Below are 12887 nucleotides of genomic sequence, written 5' to 3' on the forward strand. Positions count from 1 at the left end.
ACCGGTTGATTACTGGAGGGTCTTCGCCTTTTCGAAGGCCTCTTCGATGGAGCCGACCATGTAGAAGGCCTGTTCCGGCAGGGTGTCGCATTCGCCGGAAACAATCATCTTGAAGCCCTTGATGGTTTCCTTCAGCGGCACGTACTTGCCAGGGGAGCCGGTGAACACTTCGGCCACGTGGAAGGGCTGGGACAGGAAGCGCTGGATCTTACGAGCGCGGGCCACGGCCAGCTTGTCTTCAGGAGCCAGTTCGTCCATACCCAGAATGGCGATAATGTCGCGCAGTTCCTTGTAGCGCTGCAGGGTCATCTGCACACCACGGGCCACGTTGTAGTGCTCTTCGCCCACGACCTGGGGATCCAGCTGGCGGGAGGTAGAGTCCAGGGGATCCACGGCGGGGTAGATACCCAGCGCAGCGATGTCCCGGGACAGCACGACGGTGGAGTCCAGGTGGAGGAAGGTGGTGGCGGGGGAGGGGTCGGTCAAGTCATCGGCAGGCACATACACGGCCTGGATGGAGGTGATGGAACCCACCTTGGTGGAGGTGATCCGTTCCTGCAGGCGGCCCATTTCGTCGGCCAGGGTGGGCTGGTAGCCCACGGCGGACGGCATACGGCCCAGCAGTGCGGACACTTCGGTACCGGCCAGGGTGTAGCGGTAGATGTTATCCACGAAGAACAGGATGTCACGGCCTTCGTCACGGAAACGCTCGGCCATGGTCAGGCCGGTCAGCGCCACGCGCAGACGGTTGCCGGGGGGTTCGTTCATCTGACCGAACACCATGGCCACCTTGTCCAGCACGTTGGAGTCCTTCATCTCGTGGTAGAAGTCGTTACCTTCACGGGTACGCTCACCCACGCCAGCAAACACGGACAGACCGGAGTGCTGTTTGGCGATGTTGTTGATCAGCTCCATCATGTTCACGGTCTTGCCCACGCCGGCGCCACCGAACAGACCCACCTTGCCGCCCTTGGCGAACGGGCAGATCAGGTCGATCACCTTGATGCCGGTTTCGAGCAGTTCCACGGAGGGGGACAGCTCGTCGAAAGCGGGAGCCTTCTGGTGAATGGCGCGCAGTTCGTCGCAAGCGACGGGACCGGCTTCGTCGATCGGGCGACCCAGCACGTCCATGATACGGCCCAGGGTACCGTGGCCAACGGGCACGGAAATGGGCTTGCCAGTGTTGTTAACCTTCATGCCGCGGCGCAGGCCGTCGGAAGAACCCAGGGCGATGGTACGGACAATCCCGTCACCCAGCTGTTGCTGCACTTCGAAGGTCAGACCCTTTTCGATGTTGGCGTGCTCTTCGGCCACATCGAGCATCAGGGCGTCATAGACCTTGGGCATGGCGTCGCGGGGGAACTGGATGTCCACCACAGCGCCAATGCACTGAACGATCATACCTTGACTCATTTTGAATCCCTCAAACTATAGAAACCAGTTAGACCGCCGCTGCGCCGCTGACGATTTCGGACAATTCCTTGGTAATCGCGGCCTGACGGGTCTTGTTGTAGACCAGTTTCAGTTCGCCGATCACATTCTTGGCATTGTCGGAAGCCGACTTCATGGCCACCATTCGGGCACTTTGCTCGGACGCCATGCTTTCAGCGACTGATTGATAAATCAGTGCCTCGACATAACGTACCAGCAGGTCGTCGATGACGGACTTGGCGTCGGGCTCATACACGTAGTCCCAACGGGCGGACTCGGAGCCCACGACCTCACCGGACAGGGGCAGCAGCTGCTCGATAACCGGCTCCTGCTTCATGGTATTCACGAAGCGGGTGTAGGCGATGAACAACTGGTCGATCTCACCGTTGATGTAAGCATCGAGCTGAACCTTGACGGGCCCGATCAGACGTTCCAGGTGGGGCGTGTCGCCCAGGCCAGTGACCTGGGAAACGACGCTTGCGCCGGAGCGCTGCAGGAAGCCCAGACCCTTGTTGCCAATGGCGGTCGCCTGAATGGCGACACCCTTGCCTTCGAGGTCCTTCATCTGGTTCAGGACGTTGCGCAGCACGTTGGAGTTCAACGCACCGCACAGGCCCTTGTCAGACGTCACGACGATGATGCCGACCTTCTTGATCGGATCACGCTTCACCAGGAACGGGTGCTTGTACTCGGTCAGCGCATGAGAGAGGTGGGCGGCCACGCGGCGGATCTTCTCGCCATAAGGACGTGCCTGACGCATACGTTCCTGCGCCTTGCGCATCTTCGACGCGGCCACCATCTCCATGGCCTTGGTGATCTTGCGCGTGTTTTCGACGCTCTTGATCTTGTTGCGGATTTCCTTGCCGCTAGCCATTACGCTCTCCTGGACGGATTAAACCCAAGCGGCCTTGAATTCCTTGATCGCTTCGACGAGTTGCTTTTCGCCGTCAGCATCCAGGTCCTTGGACGTTTCCATCTTGGTCACCAGGTCGGCGTACTTTTGACGAACGTAGCTGTGCAGGCCCTTCTCGAATTCGAGAACGCGCTTCACGTCGACGTCGTCTGCGTAGCCCTTGGTGATGGCGTACAGCGTCACGGCCTGGTCGGCAATGCTCAGCGGGGTGTATTGACCCTGCTTCAGCACTTCCACGGTACGGCGGCCACGTTCCAGCTGCTTGCGGGTAGCTTCGTCCAGATCGGAAGCGAACTGGGCGAATGCAGCCAGTTCCCGGTACTGGGCGAGGTCGGTACGGATACCGCCGGACAGCTTCTTCACCAGCTTGGTCTGAGCAGCACCACCCACGCGGGACACGGAGATACCGGCGTTAATGGCGGGACGGACACCGGCGTTGAACAGGTCGGTTTCCAGGAAGATCTGACCGTCAGTAATGGAGATCACGTTGGTCGGCACGAAGGCGGACACGTCACCTGCCTGGGTCTCGATCACGGGCAGGGCGGTCAGAGAACCGGTCTTGCCCTTGACTTCGCCATTGGTCAGCTTTTCCACCCATTCTTCAGAAACGCGGGCAGCGCGTTCCAGCAGACGGGAGTGCAAATAGAACACGTCACCAGGGTAGGCTTCACGGCCGGGCGGACGACGCAGCAGCAGGGAGATCTGGCGATAGGCCCAAGCTTGCTTGGTCAGATCGTCATAAATGATCAGGGCGTCTTCACCGCGGTCGCGGAAGTATTCGCCCATGGTGCAGCCGGCGTAGGGAGCGATGAACTGCAGCGCGGCGGAGTCAGAAGCGGAGGCGGCCACCACGATGGTGTATTCCATGGCGCCGTGCTCTTCCAGCTTGCGTACCACGTTGGCGATAGTGGAAGCCTTTTGGCCCACTGCCACGTAGATACACTTCATGTTCTGACCCTTCTGGGCGATGATCGCATCAACAGCCACAGCGGTCTTGCCGGTCTGACGGTCACCGATGATCAGTTCGCGCTGGCCACGACCCACGGGAACCATGGAGTCGATAGCCTTGATGCCGGACTGCACGGGCTGGGACACGGACTTCCGCCAGATCACACCAGGGGCGACCTTTTCGATCTTGTCGGTCAGCTTGTTGCCCAGAGGGCCCTTGCCGTCGATAGGCTGGCCCAGGGAATTCACCACGCGGCCGATCAGCTCGGGGCCGACGGGCACTTCCAGAATGCGACCGGTGCACTTGACGGTGTCGCCTTCGGAAATGTGCTCGTATTCACCCAGCACCACAGCACCCACGGAGTCACGCTCCAGGTTCAGCGCCATACCGAAGGTGTTGCCGGGGAATTCCAGCATTTCGCCTTGCATTACATCCTGCAGGCCGTGAACGCGGCAGATGCCGTCGGTCACCGAGACAACGGTACCCTGCGTGCGGGTCTCGGCGCCCACCTGCAGGTTTTGAATCTTGCTCTTGATCAGTTCGCTGATCTCGGAAGGATTCAACTGCATGAATTTCTCCTAGTTCTTGAGCGCCGTAGCCATCGCATCGAGCTTGCCGCGTACGGAAGCGTCGAGGACCTGGTCACCCACCGCCACTTTGATACCACCGATCAGCGCTGCATCCACCACCACGCGGGGCTGGAGCTTGGAGCTGAAATGGGTTTCAAGTTGGCCCATCAGATTTTTCACTTGCGCGTCATCGAGGGGGAAGGCGCTGAAAACAACGGCTTCCTTGATGCCCTCTTCGGCACTCTTGAGCTGCTCGTAGATTTCCTGGACTTGCGGCAACAGGGAGAGGCGCTCATTTTCGGCCAGGACACGGATAAAACCGGTCACGTCGGCGTTTTTGGCAGCCTCGCCGCTGAGCGAGACGAAAAGCTGGGTCAGCTGTTCGGCCGAAAGCTTCGGGTTACCGACGCACTGGACCATTTCGGGGTCCTGTGCGATGGTCGCCAGCAGCTTCAGGGTATCCGACCACTGAGCCAGGGCCTTTCCGTCGCGCGCCAGGCGGAATACTGCTTCCGCGTAGGGACGAGCGATGGTGACGGATTCAGCCATAAGCGTTACAGATCCTGTTTGATCGTACCCAGGATGTCAGCATGGGCCTTGGCGTCGATTTCACGGCGCAGGATTTTCTCCGCACCGGCAACCGCGAGTTCAGCCACACGCTCACGCAAACCTTCCTTGGCACGCACCACTTCCTGTTCGATCTCGGCCTTGGCAGCGGCGACGATACGGTCAGCTTCGACCTTCGCCTGGGCTTTGGCTTCTTCCACGATCTGAGCGGCGCGCTTGTCAGCGCCGGAGATCAGTTCAGAGGCCTTTTCCTTGCCTTCGCGCATGGCTTCCGCCGAGCGCTTGGTCGCGAGCTCGAGGTCATGCTTGCCACGCTCGGCGGCAGCCAGACCGTCAGAGATTTTTTTCGCTCGCTCGTCGAGCGCCTTCACGATGGGCGGCCACACGAATTTCATCGTGAACCACGCCAAAATGAAGAACACAACGAGCTGGGCGACCAGAGTTGCGTTCAGATTCACGGCTCTAACCCTTTAAAAAAAGTTGTTCGAGGCGCGAATTACTTGAGAACGAACGGGTTGGCGAAGGCGAACATCATGGCGATACCAACGCCAATCAGGAAGGCAGCGTCGATCAGACCGGCCAGCAGGAACATCTTGGTTTGCAGTTCGTTCATCAGTTCGGGCTGGCGAGCGGAGGCTTCCAGGTACTTGGAGCCCATGATGCCGATACCGATACAGGCGCCAATAGCACCCAGACCGATGATCAGACCGGCGGCCAGTGCGACGAAACCGAGGATGTGTTCCATGTTTGCTCCTTGCAAAAGTAGAGGTAGTAAGTTGAAAAGGTAAAGCGAAAATCGTTACGAGATTAGTGGCTCTCGTGGGCCTGACCGATATACACCAGGGTCAGCATCATGAAGATGAAGGCCTGCAGGGCAACGATCAGGATGTGGAAAACGGCCCACACGGAACCGGCGATGACGCCGCCGATCCAGAGGAATGCGCCGGTAGCGGTACCTGCCCAGGCAGCACCCATCAGGGCGATCAGCATGAATACCAGTTCGCCGGCGTACATGTTGCCGAACAACCGCATGCCGTGGGAAACGGTCTTGGCCAGGAACTCGATCATCTGCATGGCGAAGTTGACCGGGTACAGCAGGGGATGGCTGCCGAAGGGGGCGGTGAAGAGTTCATGCACCCAACCGCCGAAGCCCTTGATCTTGATGTTGTACCAGATGCAGACCAGCAGCACGCCGATGGACATACCCAAGGTGCCGTTCAGGTCGGCGGTGGGCACGACGCGCAGGAAGGCGTGATGGTCGCCGGAAGCAGCCTGCCACATGTTCGGCAGCAGATCGACGGGCAGGAAGTCCATGGAGTTCATCAGGAAAATCCAGACGAAAACCGTGAGCGCCAGGGGGGCCACGAACTTGCGGGATTCTTCGCTATGGACGATGCCCTTGGCCTGGTTGTTCACCATTTCGAGGACGATCTCGACTGCGGCCTGCATGCGACCGGGAACACCGGAAGTCACGCTCTTGGCGACGCGCCACATGACGAAGAGACCGAGGACCCCCATCAGGATGGAGAAGACCACGGTATCGACGTTGATGACGGAAAAGTCGATGACGGCCTGCTGGGCATGGCCGGTGGAATTGAAGTGGGTCAGGTGGTGGACGATGTACTCGCCAGCGGTGGGGGCGTTAGCGGCGTGTTCCGCGACTGCCTCGTGAGCGTTTTCCATTTCAGGATTTCTTCCAAAAAGCCAAAAAACTCGCCTGCAGCGTTACTACCAAGCCGAGAAGCAGGGAAGGCCAATGCATCTCGGGATAGGACTTGGCAGCAACAGCCAGTAATCCGATGGTGGCAGCGATCTTGACCACTTCGCCGAGGAAGAAGGTGAAGACCTTGGCTCCTCCGGGGCGCTTCGCCGCCCCTGCGAGACGCAGGGCGAAAAACGCATTGGGAAGAAGACAGGACAAGCCCCCCAGTCCAGCCGAGATGAGCCCCCGCTCCCCCAAGAAGAAGCCAAGCAGCGCCGCCGTTATTGTCACTGCCCAAAACTGGAAAAGAATTGCCCGGAACATGATTGATTTTCCGCGGTTTTTCCAGACTGGGCAGGAGGTTCAAACTGCGAACCAACGTCGCCGGCCGCCGCACACAAAGATAAATAATATAAGAGTTATCCCTTATTTAGTCAATGAGAACTGCGGAACAAAATAAGGGATTTGCCAGTCTAGGGGCGGAAAATTGCCCTACTTTCGAGCCGGCCCCACCTGGATTTGCCGTGATGGCACCGCCAGAAAACTGCCGCCGCCCCGTAAGGCAATGACGCAGTCCACTACTGCCGGACCTTCACACGGCCCGGGCGGCACTCCAACTGGCCACCAGGACTATTAGCGGAAGCGGGCCAGCAGGTCGTCCAACTGATCGAGGCTGGCAAATTCAATGGCGACCTTGCCGGCTCCCTTCTTGTTGGCCGCCACGGTCACCCGGGCACCCAGCAAGTCGGAAAGTTCTTCCTCCAGCCGCAGCAAATCCCGATCCTTGGACTTCTCAACCTTTTTCGGCGGATTGAGCAGCAACTGCACCAGACGCTCCGTCTCGCGGACGGATAGCTGCTTTTGGGCCACCCGGTTGCCCAGCTGAATCTGCTCTGCCCCTTCCAGGGAGAGCAGGGCGCGGGCATGGCCCATGTCCAGCTTGGCTTCCATCAGTAAATCCTGCACCGGCTGGGCCAGCTGCAGCAGGCGCAACAGGTTGGATGCAGCGGGCCGGGAACGGCCCACAGCGTCGGCAGCCTGCTGGTGGGTCATGTCGAATTCATCCACCAGGCGCTGCAAGCCCATGGCTTCTTCCAGGGGATTGAGGTTTTCCCGCTGGATGTTCTCGATGAGCGACATGGCGGCCGCCGCCTCATCGGGAATCTCCCGCACCAGGGTCGGAACTTCCTTGAGGCCGGCCATGCGGCTGGCACGCCAGCGGCGCTCGCCGGCAATGATCTCGTAGCCGCCGGAAATCGGCCGCACCAGGATGGGCTGCATAATGCCCTGGGCCTGGATGGAAGCCGCCAGCTCCTTCAGGGAGCCTTCATCCATACGAGTGCGGGGCTGGTATTTGCCCGGTTTCAGGGCATCGATAGGCAGGGTGCGCTGCTGGTCCTTGCTGGCATCCACCACGTCACTGGCCAGCAGGGCATCCAGGCCCCGGCCGAGTCCCTTCATTTTCATGCTGCCACCTCCGCCCGCGGCGTCAGGCCCGAGCGCTCAAGCATTTCCTCGGCCAGAGCTAAGTAGGACAGGGCCCCCTTGGATGTCTTGTCGAAGGCAATCACCGGCTTGCCGTAGGACGGCGCTTCGGCCAGACGCACGTTGCGCGGGATGACGGTGCGGTACACCTTGCCGGAGAAGTGGCTTTCCAGCTCGGCGGAGACCTGCTGGTTGAGGGTGGACTGGGCGTTGTACATGGTGCGCAGCAGACCCTCGATTTCCAGCACCGGGTTGAGGCTGGCCCGTACCTTGCGCAGGGTGGTGACCAGATCGGTGAGGCCTTCCAGGGCGTAGTACTCGCACTGCATGGGGATCATCACCGCCTGGGCTGCCGCCAGGGCATTCACCGTCAATAGATTAAGGGCGGGTGGGCAATCGATCAGCACGAAATCGTAGGCCTGGCCTTCCAGGGCCTCCTTGAGGCGCCGCTCCCGCTGGCCCACGTCGATCAGTTCGACTTCAGCACCGGCCAGTTCCCGGTTGGCGGGAATAACGTCGAAGCCGAACTCGGTCTTGATGGTGGCCTGCTCCAGGGTCGCCGCCCCCAACAGGATCTGATACACGGTGGGCAGGGCTTCCTTCTTGAAGATGCCGCAGCCGGTGGTGGCATTGCCCTGGGGGTCCAGGTCGATGAGCAGCACGCGCTGCCCCAGGGTCGCCAGACAGGCGGCCAGGTTGACGCTGGTGGTGGTCTTGCCGACCCCCCCCTTCTGGTTGGTAATGGCCAGGATCTTCACGCCTTCATTCCTCTCTCATGACCACCAGGTGGCGCGCCCCTTCGACACCGGGCACGGCCAGCGGGTGTACCGCCTCGACAACAATTCCCGCCGGCAGGCGGGAGAGCTCTTCCTGGGGATAAATCCCCTTCATCGCCAGCCAGCGCCCACCGGGCGCCAGCAGGTGACGCGTGAGACTGACGAAATCGGCCACCTCGGCAAAGGCCCGGGAGGTGATGGCCGCAAACTTCTGTTCCGGCTGCCAGGCCTCCACCCGCAGGCACTGGGCGGAGAGCCCCGGCAGGGGCAGTTCCATGGCGGCCTGCTTCAAGAAGGCCACCTTCTTGGAGTTGCTGTCCAGCAGGGTCACGGCCAAATCTGGCCGGGCAATGGCCAGGGGAATGCCGGGCTGGCCGCCGCCGCTGCCCACATCCAGCACGTTGGCGGGCGCCAGGGCGTCCACAAAGGGCAGGATGGCCAGGGAATCGAGCAGGTGGTGGCTCACCGCCTTGTCCTGGTCGCGCAGGGCGGTCAGGGCATAGACCTTGTTCCACTTGGCCAGCAGGGCCAGGTAGGCGAGCAGTTTACCCTGCGCCGTGCCGTCCAGGGGTATTCCGAGGGCATCGAGGCCCTGGGCCAGTTGCTGGGCCTGACCGGGGGTACTCATCGGGCGCTCCGCTTCAAGTGAATCAACAGCAGGGAAATGGCCGCCGGGGTGATGCCCTGCAGGCGGGAAGCCTGGCCGATGCTCTCGGGCCGCTGCCGCGCCAGACGCTGGCGCACCTCATTGGAGAGGCCGTGCACCTGGGCGTAATCCAGGTCGGCGGGGATCACCAGGTTCTCGTAGTCGGCGGCCTTGGCCACCTCTTCGCGCTGACGGTCGATATAGCCCTGGTACTTGGCCTGAATCTCCAGCTGCTCCACCGCCTGGGCGTCGGCCAGTACTTCGCCGGCCCCGGGCAGGGTCAGCAGGGCGGCGTAGCTGACGTCGGGCCGGCGCAGCAACTCGAAGAGGTTGTATTCGTGGTCGATGGCCTTGCCCAGGACCCGCACCGCGTCCGCCTCCGGCAGGGTCTGGGGGCGCACCCAGGTGCTCTTCAGGCGCTCGGCCTCGGCGGCGATGGCGTCCCGCTTGCGACAGAAGGCATCCCAGCGGGCGTCGTCCACCAGGCCCAGCTCCCGGCCCTTTTCGGTGAGGCGCAGGTCGGCGTTGTCTTCCCGCAGTTGCAGGCGGTATTCGGCCCGGCTGGTGAACATGCGGTAGGGCTCGGAGACGCCCCGGGTGATCAGGTCGTCCACCAGCACGCCCAGATAGGCCTCATCCCGGCGCGGGCACCAGGCTTCCTTCTCCTGCACCTGCAGGGCGGCGTTGACGCCCGCCAGCAGGCCCTGGGCCGCCGCCTCCTCGTAGCCGGTGGTGCCATTGATCTGGCCGGCGAAGAAGAGGCCGTTGATGGCCTTGCTCTCCAGGGAGGACTTCAGGCCCCGGGGATCGTAGTAGTCATACTCGATGGCGTAGCCGGGGCGCAGGATGTGGCAGTTTTCCATGCCGCGGATGGAACGCACGATCTGCAACTGCACGTCGAAGGGCAGGCTGGTGGAAATGCCGTTGGGGTAGATCTCGTGGGTATCCAGGCCTTCCGGCTCAAGGAACACGTGGTGGCTGTCCTTGTCGGCGAAGCGGTGGATCTTGTCCTCGATGGAGGGGCAATAGCGGGGCCCCACACCCTCGATCACCCCGGTGTACATGGGCGAGCGGTCCAGGTTGGCGCGGATGATGTCGTGGGTGCGGCTGTTGGTGTCGGTGATCCAGCAGGGCAACTGCTTGGGGTGCTGGGCCGCGCTGCCGAGAAAGGAGAACACCGGCAGGGGATCGTCCGAGTACTGGGGCTCCATCACCGAGAAGTCGATGGTCTTGCCGTCCAGGCGCGGCGGCGTGCCGGTCTTCAAGCGCCCCTGGGGCAGGGCCAGTTCCTTCAGGCGGGCCGCCAGGGAAACGCTGGGGGGATCGCCCATGCGGCCGCCGGTGTAGTTCTGCAGGCCCACGTGGATCAGGCCGTTCAAGAAGGTGCCGGCGGTCAGCACCACCGCCCGGGCCTCGAAGCGGACGCCCAGCTGAGTCACGGCCCCGACTACCCGATCGCCCTCGACGATGAGGTCGTCGCAGGCCTGGGCGAAGATGGTCAGGTTGGGTTGATTCTCCAGGCGGGTGCGGATGGCCTGCTTGTACAGCACCCGGTCGGCCTGGGCGCGGGTGGCGCGTACTGCCGGGCCCTTGGAGGCGTTGAGAATGCGGAACTGGATGCCGCCCTCGTCGGTGGCCGCGGCCATGGCACCACCCAGGGCATCCACCTCCTTCACCAGATGGCCCTTGCCGATGCCACCGATGGAGGGGTTGCAGCTCATGGCCCCCAGGGTTTCCATGTTGTGGGTCAGCAACAGGGTCTGCGCCCCGGCCCGGGCCGCCGCCAGGGCAGCCTCGGTACCGGCGTGGCCGCCGCCGACAACAATGACATCGAACCGGGTGGGATACAGCATGGGGACTCGTTTACGCAAAACGCCCGCGACCGGAGCCGGCGGGCTGGAAAATTCGGCGCCCACAGGGGGCCTCAGGGGGATCGAATGATACGCCAGTTCCATGAAACTTAACAGTTTTCCGGCCTGATTCGATCCGCAAATAGCCGCCGACCGCGGGGCGGTTGGCCCCCTGGAACCCGCCTGCCAGCAGCAAACCGACGCCAGTGTCAGGAATTTCCTTGCTAGGGGCAGCCCATATGACGTAAGTTCCGCCAAAATCAACGCCAGAAGCCATCATGGATGCCAGCGAACTCGCCGCCCAGCAGCTCTTTCAACTCCAGGGCGACCTGAAAACCAAGAAAGTGCTGGTGGTGGACCGCCACCCGGACGCCCGCAACGCCATGCGCATGATGCTCTCCACTCTGGGCATTATCAGCGTCCAGGGCGTTGGCTCCGCCGCCGAAGTGCTGCGCCTGGTGAAGAGCAACGGCTACGACATCATCCTCTCCGACTACCAGCTGGAAGACGGTCGGGACGGCCAGCAACTGCTGGAGGAACTGCGCTACAAGAAGCTCATTTCCCTCTCCACCCTGTTCATGGTGGTGACCGGCGAGCGCTCCTACAAGAACGTCGTCTCGGTGGCCGAACTGGCCCCGGACGATTACCTGATCAAGCCCTTCACCGCCGACCAGCTGCAACAGCGCCTGGCCCGCGCCCTGTTCAAGAAATTTGCCTTCCACCAGGCCTACCGTAATGTGGACCGGGGCCGTTACGAAGACGGCATCGCCGCCTGCATCCAGGTGGCCGAACAATATCCCCAGTACCAGCTCGACGCCCGGCACCTGCAAGCCAATCTACTCAACAGCCTGGGCCGCTTTGCCGAAGGCGAGGCCTTGTACCGGCAGCTGCTGGAACAGAAGGAACTGGCCTGGGCCCGCATGGGCATTGCCGTGGCGGTGCATGGCCAGGGACGCATCGAGGAGGCCATTGGCCAGCTGGAAGCCCTGGTGCAGGATTACCCGGAATACCTGGCCGCCTTCGATTTCCTCGCCCGGCTGCGGGAGGAACAGGGCGATGCCCAAGGCGCCCAGCAGGCACTGCAGGCCGCCGCCGCCATCTCCCCCAACAACACGCTGCGGCAACGGGCCGTGGGCGACATGGCCGTGCGCAACAACGACCTGGAAGCGGCAGAGCGCGCCTACAACACGGTACTCAACCGCTCCCGCGGCTCCTCCCTGCGCAGCATCGACGACTACGCTAACCTCTCCCGCGTCATGCTGGAAAAGGGCAACATCGCCGGCGCCAAGCTGGTGGCCCAGGACCTGCGCCGGGACTGGCGCGGCGACAAGCAGGGGGAAATGGCCTCCCTGGTCATCGACAGCCTGGTGCAAACCCGCGAAGGCTCGCCGGAGAAGGCCGCCAAGACCCTGGCCAGCGCCCTGGAGCTGCACAAGACCCTGGTGGCCGAAGGCAAGTCGGACAACAAGCGCCCCCTCTCCCAGAAAGTCTCGGTGGACCTGGCCCACGCCTGCATGGCCAACGGCAAGGATGAAGACGCCCAATCCCTGATGCGCCAGGTGGCGGCAGAGAACAACGAGGATCGCAGCGTGCTCGCCCACATCCAGGGCGTCTTTGAAAAGACCGGCAACGCCGAGGCCGGCAAGGCCCTGCTCGAATCCGTCTCCCGGGAAATCATCGACATCAACAACAAGGGCGTGCTGGCCGCCCGCAGCGGCGATTTCGAAGGCTCGGTGCAACTGCTCATCGAGGCTGCGGAGCGGGTACCCAACCTGCAGTTCCTGGTCAATGCGGCCAAGTCCATCTACACCCTGATGGACCAGAAAGGCTGGCAGCCGGAGCAGGCGGAACGGGCCCGGCGCTACCTGGAGCAGGCCCGCTCCCGCTCCCCGGACGATCCCCGCGTCATTTCCGGCCGGGAGATGTATCAGCGCGTGGCCCGCAAGTACGGGGTACCGATGGATGAGGAACACGGCTAAGGCTGTCCCGCCACCGCCCC

The 12887-nt window shown here is 62.3% G+C and carries 13 protein-coding genes; 1 reads left to right on the forward strand and 12 read right to left on the reverse strand.

All coding sequences use genetic code 11. The features are described 5' to 3' along the window. Positions 1–9: 9 nt before the first annotated feature. The 12 genes from atpD to mnmG form a co-directional block, all read right to left on the reverse strand. On the reverse strand, positions 10–1413 hold the full coding sequence (gene atpD, locus AZSI13_RS08180; protein WP_109040685.1) for a F0F1 ATP synthase subunit beta: 1404 nt from the start codon (positions 1411–1413) through the stop codon (positions 10–12). Between the two features lie 28 nt (positions 1414–1441). After that, a complete protein-coding gene (gene atpG / locus AZSI13_RS08185; protein WP_109040686.1) occupies positions 1442–2305 on the reverse strand; it encodes a F0F1 ATP synthase subunit gamma in 864 nt (287 codons plus the stop codon). A gap of 18 nt (positions 2306–2323) precedes the next feature. Next, complete coding sequence (gene atpA, locus AZSI13_RS08190; RefSeq protein ID WP_109040687.1) at positions 2324–3862, reverse strand: F0F1 ATP synthase subunit alpha; 1539 nt, start codon at positions 3860–3862, stop codon at positions 2324–2326. A 9-nt stretch (positions 3863–3871) separates the two neighbouring features. Further along, the gene (locus tag AZSI13_RS08195; protein WP_109040688.1) at positions 3872–4411 is read right to left on the reverse strand and encodes a F0F1 ATP synthase subunit delta; all 540 of its coding nucleotides are present in this window, start codon (positions 4409–4411) and stop codon (positions 3872–3874) included. A gap of 5 nt (positions 4412–4416) precedes the next feature. Then, positions 4417–4887: a F0F1 ATP synthase subunit B gene (locus AZSI13_RS08200; RefSeq protein ID WP_109040689.1), complete on the reverse strand. Its 471-nt coding sequence runs from the start codon at positions 4885–4887 to the stop codon at positions 4417–4419. Positions 4888–4925: 38 nt separating this feature from the next. Further along, positions 4926–5174, reverse strand: coding sequence for a F0F1 ATP synthase subunit C (gene atpE, locus AZSI13_RS08205; protein WP_014235959.1), 249 nt, complete (start codon positions 5172–5174; stop codon positions 4926–4928). A gap of 62 nt (positions 5175–5236) precedes the next feature. Then, positions 5237–6112, reverse strand: a complete 876-nt coding sequence (gene atpB / locus AZSI13_RS08210; RefSeq protein WP_109040690.1) for a F0F1 ATP synthase subunit A — start codon at positions 6110–6112, stop codon at positions 5237–5239. A gap of 1 nt (position 6113) precedes the next feature. Then, positions 6114–6455 carry an ATP synthase subunit I gene (locus AZSI13_RS08215; protein ID WP_109040691.1) on the reverse strand — a complete coding sequence of 114 codons (342 nt, stop codon included), beginning with the start codon at positions 6453–6455 and terminating at the stop codon, positions 6114–6116. 309 nt (positions 6456–6764) lie between these two features. Next, positions 6765–7598, reverse strand: coding sequence for a ParB/RepB/Spo0J family partition protein (locus AZSI13_RS08220; RefSeq protein WP_109040692.1), 834 nt, complete (start codon positions 7596–7598; stop codon positions 6765–6767). Beyond that, positions 7595–8374: a ParA family protein gene (locus AZSI13_RS08225; RefSeq protein WP_109040693.1), complete on the reverse strand. Its 780-nt coding sequence runs from the start codon at positions 8372–8374 to the stop codon at positions 7595–7597. The genes AZSI13_RS08220 and AZSI13_RS08225 overlap by 4 nt, the downstream gene beginning before the upstream one ends. A 4-nt stretch (positions 8375–8378) precedes the next feature. Further along, positions 8379–9020 (reverse strand): 16S rRNA (guanine(527)-N(7))-methyltransferase RsmG, encoded by a 642-nt coding sequence (gene rsmG, locus AZSI13_RS08230; RefSeq protein WP_109040694.1) that lies wholly within the window; start codon positions 9018–9020, stop codon positions 8379–8381. Then, positions 9017–10891: a tRNA uridine-5-carboxymethylaminomethyl(34) synthesis enzyme MnmG gene (mnmG, locus tag AZSI13_RS08235; RefSeq protein ID WP_109040695.1), complete on the reverse strand. Its 1875-nt coding sequence runs from the start codon at positions 10889–10891 to the stop codon at positions 9017–9019. The genes rsmG and mnmG overlap by 4 nt, the downstream gene beginning before the upstream one ends. Positions 10892–11166: 275 nt before the next feature. Here mnmG and AZSI13_RS08240 point away from each other — a divergent pair, with 275 nt between their 5' ends. Continuing rightward, positions 11167–12867 carry a tetratricopeptide repeat-containing response regulator gene (locus tag AZSI13_RS08240; protein ID WP_109040696.1) on the forward strand — a complete coding sequence of 567 codons (1701 nt, stop codon included), beginning with the start codon at positions 11167–11169 and terminating at the stop codon, positions 12865–12867. The last annotated feature ends 20 nt before the right edge of the window (positions 12868–12887 follow it).

It is taken from the genome of Azospira sp. I13 (assembly GCF_003112695.1).
Classification (GTDB): domain Bacteria; phylum Pseudomonadota; class Gammaproteobacteria; order Burkholderiales; family Rhodocyclaceae; genus Azospira.